Annotated in this window: 18 protein-coding genes and 1 pseudogene; 9 read left to right on the plus strand and 10 right to left on the minus strand. The window is 70.7% G+C overall.

The window, feature by feature from the left end; all coding sequences use genetic code 11:
* Nucleotides 1-285: 285 nt before the first annotated feature.
* Nucleotides 286-597: a hypothetical protein gene (locus OG520_RS03630; protein WP_399329944.1), complete on the plus strand. Its 312-nt coding sequence runs from the start codon at nt 286-288 to the stop codon at nt 595-597.
* Between the two features lie 27 nt (nt 598-624).
* Here the strand turns inward: OG520_RS03630 and OG520_RS03635 are convergent, their stop codons facing one another.
* The 5 genes from OG520_RS03635 to OG520_RS03655 form a co-directional block, all read right to left on the minus strand.
* Entirely contained in the window at nt 625-1,662 is a 1,038-nt protein-coding gene (locus OG520_RS03635) for an MsnO8 family LLM class oxidoreductase (protein WP_406012150.1), read from the minus strand.
* Nucleotides 1,663-1,760: 98 nt separating this feature from the next.
* Nucleotides 1,761-1,952 carry a DUF6381 family protein gene (locus OG520_RS03640; RefSeq protein WP_399329942.1) on the minus strand — a complete coding sequence of 64 codons (192 nt, stop codon included), beginning with the start codon at nt 1,950-1,952 and terminating at the stop codon, nt 1,761-1,763.
* 69 nt (nt 1,953-2,021) lie between these two features.
* On the minus strand, nt 2,022-2,483 hold the full coding sequence (locus OG520_RS03645; RefSeq protein ID WP_399329941.1) for a hypothetical protein: 462 nt from the start codon (nt 2,481-2,483) through the stop codon (nt 2,022-2,024).
* A gap of 179 nt (nt 2,484-2,662) precedes the next feature.
* Nucleotides 2,663-3,481: a hypothetical protein gene (locus OG520_RS03650; RefSeq protein WP_406012151.1), complete on the minus strand. Its 819-nt coding sequence runs from the start codon at nt 3,479-3,481 to the stop codon at nt 2,663-2,665.
* A 12-nt stretch (nt 3,482-3,493) separates the two neighbouring features.
* Complete coding sequence (locus OG520_RS03655; RefSeq protein WP_406012152.1) at nt 3,494-3,775, minus strand: hypothetical protein; 282 nt, start codon at nt 3,773-3,775, stop codon at nt 3,494-3,496.
* Nucleotides 3,776-4,368: 593 nt separating this feature from the next.
* On the opposite strand from OG520_RS03655, the gene OG520_RS03660 reads away from it, so the two are divergent.
* Both OG520_RS03660 and OG520_RS03665 read left to right on the plus strand, forming a co-directional pair.
* Nucleotides 4,369-5,433: a tetratricopeptide repeat protein gene (locus tag OG520_RS03660; protein WP_406012153.1), complete on the plus strand. Its 1,065-nt coding sequence runs from the start codon at nt 4,369-4,371 to the stop codon at nt 5,431-5,433.
* Complete coding sequence (locus OG520_RS03665; protein WP_406012154.1) at nt 5,430-6,482, plus strand: polyprenyl synthetase family protein; 1,053 nt, start codon at nt 5,430-5,432, stop codon at nt 6,480-6,482. Before OG520_RS03660 ends, OG520_RS03665 begins: the two co-directional genes overlap by 4 nt.
* A 73-nt stretch (nt 6,483-6,555) precedes the next feature.
* Here OG520_RS03665 and OG520_RS03670 read toward each other — a convergent pair whose 3' ends face one another.
* Nucleotides 6,556-7,437 (minus strand): LysR family transcriptional regulator, encoded by an 882-nt coding sequence (locus OG520_RS03670; RefSeq protein WP_399329936.1) that lies wholly within the window; start codon nt 7,435-7,437, stop codon nt 6,556-6,558.
* Nucleotides 7,438-7,512: 75 nt separating this feature from the next.
* Here OG520_RS03670 and OG520_RS03675 point away from each other — a divergent pair, with 75 nt between their 5' ends.
* Together OG520_RS03675 and OG520_RS03680 are read left to right on the plus strand one after the other, a co-directional pair.
* Nucleotides 7,513-8,226 carry a glutamine amidotransferase-related protein gene (locus OG520_RS03675; RefSeq protein WP_406012155.1) on the plus strand — a complete coding sequence of 238 codons (714 nt, stop codon included), beginning with the start codon at nt 7,513-7,515 and terminating at the stop codon, nt 8,224-8,226.
* Complete coding sequence (locus OG520_RS03680) at nt 8,226-8,417, plus strand: hypothetical protein (RefSeq protein WP_406012156.1); 192 nt, start codon at nt 8,226-8,228, stop codon at nt 8,415-8,417. The genes OG520_RS03675 and OG520_RS03680 overlap by 1 nt, the downstream gene beginning before the upstream one ends.
* Here the strand turns inward: OG520_RS03680 and OG520_RS03685 are convergent.
* Complete coding sequence (locus tag OG520_RS03685; RefSeq protein ID WP_406012157.1) at nt 8,387-9,019, minus strand: hypothetical protein; 633 nt, start codon at nt 9,017-9,019, stop codon at nt 8,387-8,389. The genes OG520_RS03680 and OG520_RS03685 overlap by 31 nt on opposite strands.
* Nucleotides 9,016-9,756 carry a 2OG-Fe(II) oxygenase gene (locus OG520_RS03690; protein ID WP_406012158.1) on the minus strand — a complete coding sequence of 247 codons (741 nt, stop codon included), beginning with the start codon at nt 9,754-9,756 and terminating at the stop codon, nt 9,016-9,018. The genes OG520_RS03685 and OG520_RS03690 overlap by 4 nt, the downstream gene beginning before the upstream one ends.
* 803 nt (nt 9,757-10,559) lie before the next feature.
* Here OG520_RS03690 and OG520_RS03695 point away from each other — a divergent pair.
* Complete coding sequence (locus tag OG520_RS03695) at nt 10,560-11,051, plus strand: hypothetical protein (RefSeq protein WP_406012159.1); 492 nt, start codon at nt 10,560-10,562, stop codon at nt 11,049-11,051.
* A gap of 295 nt (nt 11,052-11,346) precedes the next feature.
* Here OG520_RS03695 and OG520_RS03700 read toward each other — a convergent pair whose 3' ends face one another.
* Nucleotides 11,347-12,132, minus strand: a complete 786-nt coding sequence (locus OG520_RS03700) for a hypothetical protein (protein WP_406012160.1) — start codon at nt 12,130-12,132, stop codon at nt 11,347-11,349.
* A gap of 332 nt (nt 12,133-12,464) precedes the next feature.
* On the opposite strand from OG520_RS03700, the pseudogene OG520_RS03705 reads away from it, so the two are divergent.
* Both OG520_RS03705 and OG520_RS03710 read left to right on the plus strand, forming a co-directional pair.
* Nucleotides 12,465-12,674 (plus strand): annotated as a pseudogene (locus OG520_RS03705) (GNAT family N-acetyltransferase); the annotation flags it as partial.
* Nucleotides 12,577-13,038, plus strand: coding sequence for a GNAT family N-acetyltransferase (locus tag OG520_RS03710; protein WP_406016416.1), 462 nt, complete (start codon nt 12,577-12,579; stop codon nt 13,036-13,038). The pseudogene OG520_RS03705 and the gene OG520_RS03710, both read left to right, overlap by 98 nt.
* A gap of 213 nt (nt 13,039-13,251) precedes the next feature.
* Here OG520_RS03710 and OG520_RS03715 read toward each other — a convergent pair whose 3' ends face one another.
* Nucleotides 13,252-14,046, minus strand: a complete 795-nt coding sequence (locus OG520_RS03715; RefSeq protein ID WP_399329928.1) for an SDR family NAD(P)-dependent oxidoreductase — start codon at nt 14,044-14,046, stop codon at nt 13,252-13,254.
* Between the two features lie 163 nt (nt 14,047-14,209).
* Between OG520_RS03715 and OG520_RS03720 the strand changes: the two genes are divergently transcribed.
* Entirely contained in the window at nt 14,210-15,811 is a 1,602-nt protein-coding gene (locus tag OG520_RS03720; protein ID WP_406012161.1) for a hypothetical protein, read from the plus strand.
* Nucleotides 15,812-15,866: the final 55 nt, after the last annotated feature.

Consider the following 15,866-nt stretch of genomic DNA (forward strand, 5'->3'; position numbering starts at 1 on the left):
AGTAGCCGTCCCCACGCGCCGACCGTCACCCGTCTCCTAGCGTCCGCACCATGAGTTCCCTTCACCCCGCTGTCCGCCTCTTCCGATCCGCGCCGATGTCGCGCGCCTCCCGGCCGGCCGTCACCACGGCCGGTGCGGAGGCCGGCTCATGCTGACGAGGAAACCCGTTCTCCCGATTCTGTGGTTCACCGGCCCCTTGCTCGTCGTCGCGATGGGTCTGGCGTGCGGGAAGCTCCCGGACGGGTTCGGCGCGTACGCATGGCCGGATTCCGAGTGGAGCCCCAGGTGACGGAGGATCGAGGTCGGAACGGTACGTGCTCGCTGCTTCTGGGCATCGGTGGTGCGGCCGCGTCCGGATGTCCATTGCTGCCGTCCGTCGTCTCGTCGTGGATCCGGTTCTTCCCCGTCTACCTGGTGGTGCCCCTCGGGATCTGTGCGGTCGTCTCCGGCGTCGGCGCGTTGCGCGACATGCGGGGGCCGGCAGGTGCCGACCGCCTCCGTGCGCGGGCCGGGGTCGTTCTCGGCTCGATGGCCATCGTCGTCCCGGTCGCGGTCGTTGCCTGGGCCTGGTGGGCGCTCAGCCATCTGCACGGCTGACCGGGCCGCGCCGCTCGTCGGGTGCTGTCACCGGAGTGCGCCGGGCGCTCCGTGCCGAGGGGGCAGCCGCGCGATCCGGGCCAGCCGGCGCAATGAGCCGACCAGAGCCGCGCGGTCGTACGTACTGGTCGTGACGAGCACCTCGTCGGCGCCGGTCTCCTTGATGACCGTTTCGAGCTCCGTGGCGACTTCGTCCTCCGTACCGTGGAGGTGTCCGCGCAGCCCGTCCTCGTAGAATCGGCGCTCCTTCTCCGTCATGCTCCGCGCCTCGACCAGCTCGGCGGGGGCGAGCGGCGGGAAGACGCCGTGGGTCCGGGAATGCGCCATGGACCACGCTTCCGGGATCAGGATTCGACGGGCCTCCGCCGCGCTCCCGGCGAGCGCGATCGTGCCCGCCACGACCACATAGGGCTCCGAGGCCCAGGAGGAGGGGTGGAATTCCCTGCGGTAGCGCTCGACGCCGCGCAGCAGCTTCTCCCGGCCGCGGAGGTCCCCGACCACCAGCGGCAGGCCGGCCGCGGCCGCGATGCCCGCGCCCTCGCCGGTGGCCAGCAGGAACGGGGGTATGCGCAGGCCCTCGGCGGGCAGGGCATGGACCTGCGGGTGGGCCCGCTGCGTGCCGTCCAGCCAGCCGAGCAGTTCGGTGAGCTGCCCGGCAAAGTCCTCGGCGGCCGACTTGTCCCGGCCGAGCGCCCTGCGGATGCCGTCGGTGAAGCCCACCGAGCGGCCGAGGCCCATGTCGATCCGGCCGGGGAACAGGGACTCCAGCACGCCGAACTGCTCCGCCACCAGCAGCGGTTGATGATTAGGCAGCATCACACCGCCGGTACCGACCCTGATGGTGGAGGTGGCGGCCGCGACGGCCGCGGCCAGTACGGTGGGCGCCGATCCGGCGACGCCCGGCACGCTGTGATGCTCGGAGACCCAGAACCGGTGGTACCCGAGCTTCTCGGCCTCCTCGGCGAGGCGCACCGAGTCGCGCAGCGCCTCCGGGCCGTCGTGCCCCTCACGGATGCGGGAACGGTCGAGCACGGAGAACCGGGTGGATGCGATCACTGAACTCACATCCTTGTTCAACGCCCGGGGCGCGTCAGGATTCCCCCGGCCCCGTGCGGAGTCCTGCCGGTACGGGGCCGGGGGAACGGCAGCAGGCCTTCCCGGCTTCACTCCATGGGGTAGATGTCCCCACTCGCCATGCCGCTGACCTGCTCACTCTCCGATTCGATCCGGCTGGCCTTCTCCTTCAGACGCCGGCGTTCCTCGGGGTCGGTGGTGCGTTCTGCTTCGTCCTTCAGGTCTTTCGCCTTGGCTCGCATCTGCCGCACGCGACTGCGCAGTTCGTCCGACTCACTCATGATCACTCCTTGGATGTGCGGGACCCGCCACGGGACCGGGCGTCGCCCGTCCGGTCCCCGGCCGACGTGTCAGGATCGGGACCGGCGCCATGGGCAACTGGACGCACGCGCGCGTGAGCAGCGGGCCTTGGAGCTCAGGAAACCCAGACCGATGCCCAGCATCCAGAAGTCCTTGGCCATCAGGATGCCGTTCTGGGTGGGCCGGAGGCTTCCGGGCTCCCGCAGCCCGGGAACCCGCAGATACAGACCGATCAGGCCCCCGGAGAATCCGGTCAGTGCCAGCCCGGCCAGCCGGGTCGGCACGAATGGGGCGAGCAGCGTTCCGCCGACCGCGATCTCCGACCAGGCGAGCAGTCGGGTGAACCGCTCGGGCTCGATCTTCTTCAGGAACGGGTAGGCGACACAGGCCATGCCGTGCAGGCCCTCGGCCGTTTCCGCGTCGGCTTTCAGCATGTCCAAGCCGGAGTTCAGGATGAACGCGCCGGTGGCGAGGCGAGGGGGCACATCACGCGGTTCGACAGTCGTCGTCATGGGAGCCTCCGTCCTGTACTGGGCCCCTCGTCGAGCTTAGCCAGTAGGTGCCGGTGGCGCTTCACAAGGAGAGCCCCGACCGCGGGCCCGGCGTCGTGACCTCCGCCGGACCCGCCCCGGATCAGGTGGTCGGGCCCGACCCGGAGGATCGGACGAGCCATGGTTCCGGCTTCAAGGATTCAGCCCGTTGTGGGCGCTGCCGCCGCGGCCGCATTGCCCGCCACCATGACCTGCCGTCCCCGGCTCGTGGTCTGCGAGGTGGTGCTCAGGCAGCTTCCGGACGACGGATCGGTGACCGTGGGAAGGCTGCCCGTATGGGCCACGCCCGCCTCGGTGCCGACCGGTTTTCCGTACGTCACGGTGATCCGCTGGCCGCAGCCGGCCGAGAGGTAGGGCTCGATGAAGCCCTGATCGGCAGGCTTGAACCGGCCGGAGGCGGACGGAAGCCCGAAACTGCCGATGTGTGCCACCGCCGCTCCGGTCGCCGTCTCGACGACGTCCCCGGTCATGAGCTGCGTCGCCCCGCTCACGGAGGCCCGCTTGAGCACCAGGGAGTACATCGTCCCCGGTGCGTAGCGGAAGCGGACCGCACAGCTCACTCCGGCGCCGCCGTCGGCTCCGTAGGTGCAGTGGTCGTCCGTTGTCGTGGCGTCGGCGTTGAAGGAGCTGAAGATCGCCTGAAGTACGCGGTTCCCGTTCACGTCGACGGGCTTGGGCTGGAAACCGGCGTAGGGGCGTGTGCCGCTCTCCAGGGTGGTGTAGTAGGCGAAGTAGATGCCGGACGCGTCCGGCGCGGAGTCCACGGCCATCGGAAGCGTCAGCGTGGTCACGGGCGTGGGTGCGTTCGTGGTCCAGCGCAGGGTGGGCGTCGAGGCCCACGACTGCCCTGCCGCGCCGACGGCGAGCAGTGTGGTGGCGGCGAGGACCGTGCCCGACCGCACGAGGCGGCGCAGCTGTCTGCGGGCGGGGGTCCCGGAGTGTGCGCTTGTGGTGCTCATGTCATCTCCTCTTCAGTCGGTGAGCTTGCCCGGATCGACGGGCGGCTTCGGCAGCCCCAGCGCGGCGAGTGCGGCAACTCCCGCGGAGGCGATCGGGAGAGCCCACTGGCGGACGAAGAAATCGGTGAGGTCGTATCCGGCGGTGCGGGCGGCATAGGTGGCCAGGGCCAGGTACTGACGGGCATTGATGGCGGGGTCGCACATGTAGTCGTCGACCGGGGCGTCGTGTTGGTGCTCGCTGCGCACGAGGCGGCGCAGCTTCGGCCAGAAGTCCTCGCCGAACGCCAGCTCCAACCGCCGGAGCGGGATGAGCTTTTCGTACGCCCCGAAGGTCCTCTCGTAGGTGATTCCGCTGGTGCCGAGTTTCGGCAGGGCGGTCCGGAAGTGGTTCAGCCCCCGCCTTCGGGTCGACCGTCAGCAGGTTGGAGGTCCGGCCGAGGGTGCGCTGCGCGGCCAGTGAGTAGATGTTGAGTGTTGTGCGGGCTGCGCGCCAGCATGTAAGCGATTGCCATGGGGCGCAAGGGGCCTTCAAATGTTTCTGTCTTTTACTATGGCCAGGACATACGCGGGCGACAGTAACCGCTAACACTCTTCGACATTACGGGTGGACTTGGCGACGCCGGGGCGATTTTGGCCGGATGGCGAGGAATCGGCCACCGGCCCGCAGTCTCTCCGTACCGGCGATGTCGACTTCTGTTGATCGCGGAGCAACCTCGGACGCGCGACCGTCGTCTTGATCCACAGCAAGGCGGTTCGCCACAAGCGACAAAAACCGCCTCCGACCCCCACGAACACCCGGGTCCGCCCATCAGGTAACTATGCATGCAATGTATACATTGAGTGCATAGTCGTTCCCGTCCCGATCCGGCCGCGCATGAAAGGCCCCCATGCACAGCAAGGCACTGGCGCCCGAGTACCAAGGCGCCCTCACCAAGATGTCGGTGAACTCCTCTCTCACAGACGTATTGGCAGAAGGAGTACGTCACTTGAGGGAGGCCGAGCTCTCCGGTTCGCAACAGGAGGTGGCCCGGTGCGGGCTCGCCGTCGCCGAGGCGCACCGCAGGCTCGGCAATGTGGCGGAAGCCGATCGGGCCTGGAAGGCCAGTTACCGGTCCGCCCGCTCGGCCGGTGACCTCGGGGCGATGGCCTGGGCACTGTGGAGCGGGGGGACGCTGGCCCGACAGCGCGGTGAACTCAGGCTCGCCTTCCGGCTGTTGGGGCTCGCGGCCGACATGGGCAAGCGCGGCGGGGACATCGTCGCCCGCGGCTACTCCCTCGCCGGCCTCGCGGAGACCGGTCGAATACAGGGCGACTACCGGACCGTCGCCGCACTGCACGAACAGCTGCTCGCCGAAGCACGCGCGCGCGGCGAGGCGCGTCACACCGTGTGGGCGCTGGAGGGAATCGCGCAGATCCACCGCAACACCGGCTCGCTCGACACGGCCCTGGCCATGTTCGAGGAGGCGGCCGAACTTGCCGGCAACGCGGACGACCGGCGCGGCCGGGCGTGGGCCCTGCGCGGCATGGCCGACATCATCTCCCTGCGGGACGGCGACACGGAGCGCGCCCTCGCTCTGCTCTCGGAGGCCGAACTCACCTGCCGCGAGATGAATCTGTCCAGTGCGCTCGCCTACAACCACAAGATGCGCGCCAATGTCCTCTTCCGCGCCCGCCGTTACGAGGAGGCGCGCGCGGTGTACGAGGAAGCGCTCGCGGAGTTTCGCGCCATGACCGAACCCCGGGGTGAGGCGCTGGCCCGGCTCGGTCTCGTCAAATCGCTCGCCCGGCTCGGCCGCGACCGCAACGACACCGCGGCGGATCTGCACGAGTTGCGCAGCACCCTCAGCCGGATCGGTCTGCTCAACGCCCGGGACATGGTGGACAAGGCGTACGCCGAACTCGGCGTGGCCCCGGTCGACGGCGACACGGACGAGGAGAGCGGACGACGATGACACCACCGCCCGCAACCCGACAGGCCGCGGCGCCGGAGGTGCTCGCACGCTGCCGCGACCTCGTGCGCCCGGCGCTCGCACAGGCCGTGCGGCGCCTGCATCCGTGGCACGCGGAGATGGCCGCCTTCTCCCTCGGGTGGGACGCGGCGGACGGCAGCCCCGCCCCGGGCTCACAGGGCAAGGGGATCCGCCAGACCCTCGCGCTGCTCAGCGCCGAGGCCGCCGGGGCCCCGGCAGAGGACGCGGTGGTCGGCGCGGTCGCCGTGGAACTGATCCACGTCTTCACCCTCCTCCACGACGACATCATGGACGGCGACGAGACCCGCAGACAGCGCGCCACCGTGTGGAAGGCGTACGGAACCGGCCCGGCGATCCTCGCGGGCGACGCGCTCTTCGCGCTGGCCGTGCAGACCCTGGCCGACTCGCCCGGAAGCCACAGCGCGACGGCGGTCCGGCATCTGGCCGGGACGCTGGCCGACCTGGTCCGCGGCCAGGCCGACGACCTGCTCTTCGAGTCCCGGCCGTGGAGCGGGCCCGAAGCGGTCCAGCCGCACGAGTACCGGTGGATGGCCGAACACAAGACAGGTGCGCTGCTCGGCTGCGCGGCGGGCCTGGGCGCGGTGTTCGCAGGTGCCCCGACCCCGACCGTCGACGCGCTCGCCCGAGCGGGCCGGCATCTCGGGGTGGCTTTCCAGGCGGTGGACGATCTGCTCGGGATCTGGGGCGATCCCGAGGTCACCGGCAAGCCCGTGCACAGCGATCTGCGCCGGCTGAAGAAGACCTACCCCGTCCTCTCGGCCCTGGCCACGGACCATCCCGCCGCCCGACGGCTCGCCACACTGCTCGGCACCGGAAATCCGCTCGACGGCGCCGACGCCCGGCGGGCGGCCGAGCTCGTCGAGGAGGCCGGCGGACGCTCCGCCACCCTGGCCGAGGCCCACCGGCAGCTGGACGGCGCTCGGCGCAGCCTGGAGAGCGTTCCGCTCGCTCCGGCCGCGCTCGGCGAGATCCGCGCGCTGCTCCCGTTCCTCATCGACCGCACCGGCTGACCCGGGTCCGGCTGACGGTCCCTTCTTCTGCTCGTCTGCTCCTCCTTCTGCTCGTCTGCTCCTCCGCACCTCGTCAGCCGGTGAGCCCGGCGATGAGCTCCTGCGCGACGGCTGCCGGGGCCCTGGGATGGAGCAGTTCGGTGCGGTGGACCAGGCGAGGGGCGGAGAGCCGGATGCCGGTCGTGCCCGGCAGGTCGGCGGTGAGGGCGAGGGGCAGGGCCGCCAGTCCGTGTCCTGCGGCCACGAGCAGCCCGAGGCCGTACACATCGGTTCCGCGGTACGTGATGTGCGGGCGGAACCCGTCGGTGTTGGCGGCGGCACGCAGCTGGGCGAGGGGAACGGCGGTGTCGGGGGCGTCGATCCAGTGGGCGTCGGCGAGGTCGAGGAGGCGCAGGGAGCGCCGCTGCGCCAGCGGGTGGCCCGCGGGGAAGAGAACGGCGAGGGGCTGCTCGGCCACGGCCAGGCCGGTCATGGGCCCCGCGTCGGGCACCGGCAGCGGGTCGCTGGGGGCCGCCGCACCGTCGATCAGGCCCAGGTCCACGGCTCCGGTGAGCACCGCCTGCGCCACCGCTGCCCGTCCGAGCACCTGGACGTCCACGGCGAGTCCGGGCGTGTCGGTGCGCAGGCGGGCCAGCTCACCGGCGACGGCGGGCGTGAGTGCCGCGGGGCCGCAGGCGAGGGTCAGCCCGGTGGGGTGGGTCCGTCCGACCCGGGCGACATCGGCACGGGCCGCGTCGAGGCGGAGCAGTAGTGGTGAGGCGTGTTCCATGAGCCTCTCGCCCGCCGCTGTCGGCCCGACGGGACGGCGCTCCACCAGCCGGGTGCCGAGATCGTTCTCCAGGGCGGCGATGTGCTGGGACACGGCGGACTGGGTGTAGCCCAGCGCCTGGGCGGCGGCGGAGAAGGAGCGTTGTTCGACGACGGCGACGAAGGTACGCAGCAGATGCGGGTCCATGGGTATCAGTATCGCTAATGCTGGATGCGCAGATCATCGTTGGACGTGATGCGGAAGCTGCGATTCGATGGGGCCATGACCCACACCGCACGTATCGCCCTGGTCGGCGACCGGGATCCGGCCGTCCGCTCCCATACCCGCGTCCCTGTTCTGCTGGACTCCCTGCGCAACCGCGACGGACTGGACCTCGACGCCTACTGGATCCCCACGCAGGAGGCCGTGGAGGGCGTCGAGGGGTTCGACGCGGTCTGGGTGCTGCCCGGCAGCCCGTACCGCAGCGAAGCGGGGGCGCTCGCGGCCATCCGTACCGCCCGTGAGCAAGGCATTCCCTTTCTGGGCACCTGCGGGGGCTTCCAGCACGCCCTGCTCGAGTACGCCCGCAATGTGTGCGGACTGGCGGACGCCGGTCACACCGAGAACGCGCCACTGACCGCCGCCGAGGACGCGGTGCTCATCCCGCTCGCCTGCTCGCTGGTCGGCCACGAGGGCGCGATCGAGCTCACCGACGGGTCGTGGGCCGCCCAGCTCCTGGGCGCCGAGCGCACGGTGGAGCGCTATTACTGCAACTACGGCCCCAATCCCCACCATCTCGACCTGCTGCGGGCGCATGGACTGCGCTTCACCGGCGTCGACGACGCGGGCGAGGTCCGCATCGCCGAACTGCCGGCACATCCCTTCTTCCTCGCCACCCTCTTCCAGCCCGAACTGCACGGCGACGGCACCCGGCCCCACCCCCTGATCACAGGACTGGCCGAGGCGGCCGTCCGGCACGCGAAGGGCACGCACTGATGCGGATCCAGAACGCCACCTCCAGGGGCTGGAGAACGCGGGCGGCGGCCGTGGTCGCCGCCTATCTGCGAGCCTGCACGGTCCCCGACGCCTGCGCCACCAGCCCCCTCGCGCCGGTTCCGGACGCCGCGCTGACCGCCACCCGCGTCGACGCGCCTGGTTACCCCGATGTCCGGTCCGGGGGCTCGTAGCAGGTGGTCCAGCCGCGGCGCAGGTCCCAGGTGCCTCCGTCGGCGCAGGCGCCGCGCAGACCGTGGACGGTGCCGGCACCGGCGAGTTCGACGAGTCGCGGGGTTCCGAGCGAGGCGAAGCCGAAGGTGCGGTCCGCCGCCCAGTCGGTGGACCGGCGCAGGCGCCGGGTCAGCCGGGCCACGCCGCGCGGAGCCCCGGCCAGCACCCACGCGTCCGGGGACTGGGCGGTCAGCCGCCGGGCCGGACGGAGCCACGAGGCGGCGTCCTCCGGCCAGTCGACGACGACGAGCACGTCCTTGTCCAGGTCCAGCCAGCAACGTACGAACGCCCGCGCGGCGTCGACGGATTCGGCGTCGCGACCGTGTCCTACGGCGACGGACCGGATGCGCGAACGCGGCGCGGTCAGCAGGCCGATCAGAGCGGCCAGCTCCGCCTCGGTGTGTGCGTGCGGTGCGGGGCTGTCGACGTCAGAGGTACGGAGGCCGGGTGACGTACTCCGCGCGGCATCCGTGAAGTGCCCTCGGGCGACCGTCCGTTGTGCGGAGGGGCGGTCCAGCCGCCCGTACGACCGCCCGGGGCGGGGCTCGGTGGCGTCGTTCACCGGGCATCGTGGAAGACGAGGCCGAGGGTGCGGCGCCGGCCGGAGCGGACGGTGCTGACACCGTGCCGCATGGGCGCGATCGACCAGCCGCGCTTGGAGGCGACCGGCCGGTCGCGGGTGGTGAAGACCAGCCCGTGGCCCTGGAGAAGGGTGGTGGCCGATCCGCGTGACTGTGCGCGGGGCCGCTGTTCGGTCATGAGGAACTCACCACCGGTGTAGTCGGTGCCGGGCACATCGAGGCCGATGACGACCTGGAGCGGGAAGAGCATGTCGCCGAACACGTCTCGGTGCAGGGCGTTCCAGTCCCCGGCGCCGTAACGCAGCAGGATCTGGGCGGACTTGGACTGCCCCGCCGCATGACACATGCCGAGCCACTCGGCCAGTTCGTCGGGCCACGGCGCGGACGTGCCCAGCTTCGCGGACCAGTCACGGGCGATGTGCAGCAGGTGCGGATAGAACGCCTCACGCAACTCCCCCACCACTTCGGGCAGATCGTGGGTGAAGTAGCGGTACTGGCCGGAGCCGAAACGGTGGCGGGCCATGTCGACGGTGGAGCGGAAGCGCTCGGTCTCGTCGTACAGAGCGGCGATCTCCCGGCACTGGGCGGGGGTGAGCAGCCGCCCGGTCGGCGCGCTGCCGTGGGCGGCGAGTTCGTCGGTGAGCGCGGTCCAGTCGGTGGCGTCGACCAGGTCGCGCACGGTTCCGGCCGTCCGGGTCGGGTGTGTGGTGTCGGTCATGGGTCTGGTTCCCTGTTCCCCAGGCTTCCGCCTGTCGGTCGTGCGCTCAGCGGGCATGGTGATGGTGCCGTGCGGAACGGGGTGCCATCGACAGCCGTTCCTCCCCCGGACCGGCCGACGGCGGCCCGGGACGCCTCGTTCGCTGGCCCGGCTCCGGCTCCTCCTCGATGGGGTGTGGTCGTCCCCACCCGGCGTCGCGACGGGTGGCCACGTGATCCATGCTCGCTGACCGCCGGCACCGGATCTGGCGCTATTCGGACATTGCGCTGCGCAGTGTCCGCCGTGCGAGACGCGACCTGAGAGGTGCGACGTGCGCTGCACGGACACGGTGTTCTCCCGCTGGTACAGCCGTACGGGAGACTCGCTCGGCCGGCCGCGGGCGAGCGGTCTGCGCGCCGGGTCCTGCCTGACGTGCGACGGTGGAAGGACACCGTGCGTCCGATGCGGGAGGTCCCGGATGCCTGCGCAGCCGCTCGACGAGAGCACGCTGAAGGAATTGGTCGCCGATGCCACCGCCGCCCCGTCCATGCACAACGCCCAGCCTGGCGATTCCCATACCGGCGCTCCCCCCGGACGCTCACGCTCCGGGCGGAGTTCGACCGTGAGATGCCCGAGGCCGACCCCTCCACTCGCGGCCTTCACGTGGGGTGCGGCGCGGCACTGCTGAATCTGCGGGCGTCGGCATCACACCGGGGCCTCGACGCGGTGACCACGCTGCTTCCGGTTCCCTCCGATCCCGAGCGGCCCACCACGAGGGGGTCGAATTCGCGTTTCTGCCGCCGAAGCACCTGGAGGGGGTGCTCGTGCTGATCCGGGACGGCGAGGGATTCGGTCTGCGCGACCCGGCGAGGGAGGCGGAGCAGCGCTACTGGACCCGGGACACGAGCATGGAGGCACCGGTCGACGGCGTCCCGGACTACGCCTTCGGCCCCACCGACGCGTCGGGCAGAGCACTGAACCGTGACTTCGCCGGCACGGACATCGTCCCGGGCCGGGCTGGCGCCCCGTTCGAGGACCGGCCGCAGCTCGCCCTGCTCCGTACCGCGCGCGACCGTCCGGCCGACTGGCTGCGTGCCGGTCAGGCCCTGGAGCGCGTCCTGCTCACCGCCGTGCTGCACGGGCTCGTCGCCTCGTTCGCGACCCAGCCCCTCGAATGGCCGGAACTCCGGCATCTCCTGCGCGTCCCGGCCCTCGGCACGGGACACCCGCAGATGATCGTGCGCCTCGGATACGGACCCGAGGGGCCGTGCACGCCTCGCCGCCCCGTGGCCGAGGTGCTGACCATCGAGCCCTGACGACCGGAGGCAAGGCCGCTCCGTGCGACATCATCGACCGCGGCATCACCCGGGAAAGCATCTTCATGGACGCAGGCACGCCGGGCGGGTGCAGCAACGGCTCGGAGACCATGAAGTCAATGAAGTCCTGCACATGGCAGACAGCCCGATTCGGCGACCCAGACGCCGACATGGACGGCTGCTGCACGCTGGTGTACGCACCGAGCCGGCAGGTCGTTGCGTGCCGGGTCCGGCACGAGGGGTTCCGGCACGAGGGGTGGCCCGTCGGCGGGCCGGTTCCCGGCCCGCCGCGAGATCACTTCACCGTGACGGCATCACCCGTCGAGACGACCTTCATGGTCGTGTTCGTACCGAGGAATGCCCAGCGCCAGCTGCCCGAAGCGGCGGCCTTCACCGTCGTGCGGAGGTGGCCCTTGCTGTCCGTGGTCGCGGTCTTCACCGTGTTGTACCTGCCGCCCGGCTTCTTGTACTGAAGCTTCACCACCTGCTTGGTGAACGCGTGGTACTTCAGGTCCGTCCAGTTGGCCCGTGACAGCTTTCCGGTGACGGTGAGCGTGCCGCCCTTCCGCACGGGCTCGGGCGCGGCGTCGGTGGTCAGGGTCGCGGCACGCTTCATCTTGAACGAGGCGATGCTGTCCGAGATCCAGTAGTCCCCGTCATTGGCGTGGACCGTGGCGTCGACCTGCCAGTCACCCGCGACCGCGTTGGCGTCCCAGCCCTCGTTGCCGCTTCCGTAGGAGTCGATCCACGACGGGTCGAACTCCATCGTCGCGGTGCACACGGAGGTCGTCGTGCTGGTCTTCCTGCATGTCGTACCGAGGTAGTCCACCGGCCCGTAACCATTGGTCCGGTTGATCGCGGACACCGAGCTGACCTTCTTCACCCCCGAGTTGTCCTTGATCGTCATGGTGATCGGGAATCGCTTGACGTTCTTGATCCCGACGATCACGCTGCCGCCGTCATTCACGACGGTCTTGGTGACCCGGATGTCACCGCGCCCCTCCGCGTGTGCGGCCGGCGCCACCATGGCCGTGGCGGCAACCGCTCCCACCGCGGCGAGCGCGGCGATTCTTCTGTGCATGTCCCACCCCTGTTCTGCCCCGCCCGGTGGCGGGGCAACAGCGTAACGATCACCGTGTGGCGTTCCGCACCGGGGCCGCCTGCAGTCCGGCCGCCGCACGTGCGACCTCGACCAGAGCCGCGCCTCAAGGCCGTTCCGGCTTCCGGGCGCCGGGACAACCGACGACCGTCATCGGTGAGACATGCCGAGGGGAACGATGGGGACTGCACTGCACGGTCGCACGTGGCCTCCGGCTGCTGCGCGGCGGCCACGGAGTGTGGCTGCCGCGAAGTGCCGTGGTGCGTCGACCGATCCGGTGGTGCCGCCCCGGGCCAGCGGGGACAACTGACGAGATGCGTGATCGAATTCTTCTGCCGGCAGGAATGGTCCTGCGCCCTTGGGAAATCTCCGATGCTCCCTCGGTGCTGAAGGCGTTCGCGGAACCGGTGATGGAACGGCAGGCCGATGCGTCCATCACCACTGCCGCAGACGCCGAACAATGGCTCCAGCGCCGGAAGGACCAATGGCGCCGACGAGTTGCCTACAGTTTCGCCGTCGCGGACAGCACCGACACGGCACTGGGCAGTGTCGCGGTCAGCAACGTCGATCCCCGGCACGCCACCGGATGGGGTCTCCTACTGGACCGCCTCCGCTGCCCGCGGCAGGGGCGTGGCAACCCACCGCTGCCGGGCGCTGGCCGACTGGTGTTTCGCCGATCTGGGACTGTTCCGCCTGGAACTGGGGCACCGCACCGACAACCCCGCTTCCCGCGCGGCAGACGGCAGTTTGACGGCAGGGCCGAGAACCAGGCCGTCCACCCGAAGGCGGCGGGGTACGCCCGCCGCGTCGCCGCCGATCCGCGGACACCCTGAACGAGCACGGCCACCAGCGCCACGACGAACAGTGCGGCGAAAACGCCTGCCGTGAGAAGGCCGACCCCGACACCTGCGAGCCGGCTCACGAGTGCACTCACGGCAACCGCGATACACAGACCGACATGCGCGTCGGGCAGGTCCGCCCGGGTCAGTCCCGCCAGCCTCCTGCGATCTGCCCGGAGATCGGAGTCGTACCGTTCGCGTGCCCGTTCCGGGTCGGCGGCGGGACCTTCCGGCCATTGATCCATCCTCGTCCCCCAGTTGGTCACGGCACCAGCGCGATGCCCCCGTCGACCCGCAGGTCGATCCCGTTGACGTAGCCGGCGAGCGGGCTGGCCAGAAACGCGACCGCAGCCGAGATGTCGTCGGCGGTACCCAGCCGCCCCGTCGGGTTCGGTGCGTACTCGGCCACCACCAGCGGCTCCAGCTCGGACCACTCCCCCGGCCAGCCCCGGTCGATCGCGCCGTCCTCGAACATCTTCCGCAGGCCGTCGGTGACGATCACCCCCGGGCTCACCGTGTTGGCGGTGACCCCGGATCCGGCCAGGTGACCGGCCAGGCTGGTGGTCATGTTGACCACCGCCGCCTTCGCCGCCGAGTACTCGACCATGTTCGGCAGCGGAGTCGTCGCCGCGCGGCTGCCCACGTTGATGACCCGGCCCCACCCGCGCTCCCTCATCCCCGGCGTCAGGGCCCGGATCATCCGCACCGCGGACAGCACGTTGCCGTTCATCGCCTCCAGCCAGGCAGAAGGCTCCGCGGACTCCCAGCCGTGTTCGACGAACGGGCCGGCGTTGTTCACCAGCACGTCCACGCCCCACTCGCGGGCCCGACGGGCCACCTTCGCCGCGGCCTCGTCATCGGCAAGGTCTCCCAGCACGATGTCCGCCACCGCGCCGGCGGCTCCCAGCTCCGCGGCAACCCCCTCGGCCCGTACGGGGTTTCGGCCATGCACCAGGACGGCGCACCCTTCCTCGGCCAGCCTCCGGGCCATCGCCGCACCGATTCCTCCCGTGCTCGCCGTCACCATCGCACGTCGTCCCGCAAGTCCGAGATCCATGCTCCCGAGGCTAAAGCGTGTTGCTGAAGGCTGCGACATCCGGCCCCGGCCGACGGGACACAGCACGCCCCGAACCGCCCCCCTGTATCTACTAATTCGTATTAGTACCTTGACTTCTTCCATCGGCTGGTTCGAAGCTGAGCGCCACCCACCGTGAGCACGCATGAGTGAGGACGCCATGAGTGAGATCACCCGCAGAGGGTTCGGCCGCATGGCCGGGCTGGTTGTGCTGGCCGCAGGATTCACCGCCGGGACGGGAGCCGCGAGCGAGGCCGCTGCCGCCGCCACGGCCCAGGAACCGTTCGAGGTGCGCCACCTCAGTTCGTTCGACCAGCGGCGCTACTTCACGTACCCCACCCACAACGGCTTCGTCGATGCCGACCGCATCGTGCTCGGTCAGCGGGAGACCGGGGCCACGAGCCTGTGGGAGGTGAATCTGCGCTCCGGCAAGGAGCGGTTCCTGGCGCGGTTCGTCACCCCGGCGGACGACCGGAATCCGTTCGTCTGGTGGAACATCCACTCCGGACGCCTCGTCACCTGCGCGGAGAACGCGGTCTGGCTGATCGACCTGGCCGATCCCTCGCCCGTCAAGCTCTACTCACCGCCGCCGGGCCGCGCGCTCAGCGTCGTCGTCAATCTGCATCCGGCGGGCGACCGGGTTCTGTGCAGCCACTACCCGGCACCGATCACCGCCGGACCGACCACAGCGGTGGAGGTCGAGCTCACGGGCGGCCGGGTCCGAGAGGTCTTCTCCGGGGGCGTGTTCGCCACCCACTTTCAGTACAGCGCCCACGATCCCGAATGGATCGGCTATTCACTCGGCGGCAACATCCTCGCCTGGGCGCTGCATCCGGTCCACGCGCCGCACGGCAAGATGATCTGGGACCAGGCCGCCGCGGGCGTACCGGTCGGGACCCACAACGTGTGGAATTCCGGTGCCGACACCGGCTGCCTCGCCGTGGCCATCGGCGGCAACGCGTCAGGACTGTGGATGATCCACCCGGACGACCGGCCGGACCGGCTGCTGGCGCCGGGTCCCTCGGGCACGAACGGCGCGTACAACCACTGCGGCATCTCCGCCGACGGCCGCTGGGCCGTGACCGACACCAACGGCAGTAACGGCTCGGCGCGCGGGCAGGTGGGGGCGGTGGCCCTGGTGGACCTGACAGGCGTACACCCACCGCGCACGCTCGGCACGGTGGGCTGGGGATCCGCCCATCCCGGCCACCCCCATCCGGCCTTCTCGCCCGATGGCCGCATGGTCGCCTACACCGACACGGAGGCCGCCACCGACCGCACCCGGGTGGTGCTCTGCGACTCGCGCGGCAGCTGGACGCCGCGCCCCCTGGACTGGATGGCAGAGGCGGAGGCGCTCGCCTTCACCGCCTCGGGCGGCCGCGCCGAGGTCTTCGCCGATTCCCAATGCGGCGCCGGTCACGGGCTGTTGTTCACACCGGCCGCCACCGGCGATGCGCTGACCTTCGAGTTCCAGCAACCGGAAGCCGGCCTGCGAACCCTGCGGTTGCGGGTGAAGCGGCACTACTCCCGGGGCATCTACCGGCTCTCGGTGAACGGCACCACGGTCGGAGAGCCACTCGACCTCTACAGCCCGGTCATGACCTACGCCGAGCCGGAGTTCGCCCAGGTCGCCCTGCGGGCGGGGCGCAACACACTCCGCCTGACCCACCTCGGTCAGCACGCCGACAGCACCAGTGTCCCCGGGACGTGTGCCGTCGACCGTATCGGCGTGCGACACCCCGGTTAGGCGTTCAGCCGAACGAGGAATGAAGTGAGGGGTGAGAGGCGAGGGTCTTCCGGGG

The organism is Streptomyces sp. NBC_00984 (assembly GCF_045162475.1).
Classification (GTDB): Bacteria; Actinomycetota; Actinomycetes; order Streptomycetales; family Streptomycetaceae; genus Streptomyces.

Excerpts from the sequence above, each read along its gene's own strand:
- OG520_RS03715 (WP_399329928.1), bottom strand. The coding sequence starts at position 14,046 with ATGGATCTCGGACTTGCGGGACGACGTGCGATGGTGACGGCGAGCACG.
- OG520_RS03650 (WP_406012151.1), bottom strand. The coding sequence starts at position 3,481 with ATGAGCACCACAAGCGCACACTCCGGGACCCCCGCCCGCAGACAGCTG.
- OG520_RS03675 (WP_406012155.1), top strand. The coding sequence starts at position 7,513 with ATGACCCACACCGCACGTATCGCCCTGGTCGGCGACCGGGATCCGGCC.
- OG520_RS03720 (WP_406012161.1), top strand. The coding sequence starts at position 14,210 with ATGAGTGAGGACGCCATGAGTGAGATCACCCGCAGAGGGTTCGGCCGC.
- OG520_RS03665 (WP_406012154.1), top strand. The coding sequence starts at position 5,430 with ATGACACCACCGCCCGCAACCCGACAGGCCGCGGCGCCGGAGGTGCTC.
- OG520_RS03670 (WP_399329936.1), bottom strand. The coding sequence starts at position 7,437 with ATGGACCCGCATCTGCTGCGTACCTTCGTCGCCGTCGTCGAACAACGC.
- OG520_RS03640 (WP_399329942.1), bottom strand. The coding sequence starts at position 1,952 with ATGAGTGAGTCGGACGAACTGCGCAGTCGCGTGCGGCAGATGCGAGCC.
- OG520_RS03700 (WP_406012160.1), bottom strand. The coding sequence starts at position 12,132 with ATGCACAGAAGAATCGCCGCGCTCGCCGCGGTGGGAGCGGTTGCCGCC.
- OG520_RS03645 (WP_399329941.1), bottom strand. The coding sequence starts at position 2,483 with ATGACGACGACTGTCGAACCGCGTGATGTGCCCCCTCGCCTCGCCACC.
- OG520_RS03690 (WP_406012158.1), bottom strand. The coding sequence starts at position 9,756 with ATGACCGACACCACACACCCGACCCGGACGGCCGGAACCGTGCGCGAC.
- OG520_RS03710 (WP_406016416.1), top strand. The coding sequence starts at position 12,577 with ATGCGTCCATCACCACTGCCGCAGACGCCGAACAATGGCTCCAGCGCC.
- OG520_RS03680 (WP_406012156.1), top strand. The coding sequence starts at position 8,226 with ATGCGGATCCAGAACGCCACCTCCAGGGGCTGGAGAACGCGGGCGGCG.
- OG520_RS03660 (WP_406012153.1), top strand. The coding sequence starts at position 4,369 with ATGCACAGCAAGGCACTGGCGCCCGAGTACCAAGGCGCCCTCACCAAG.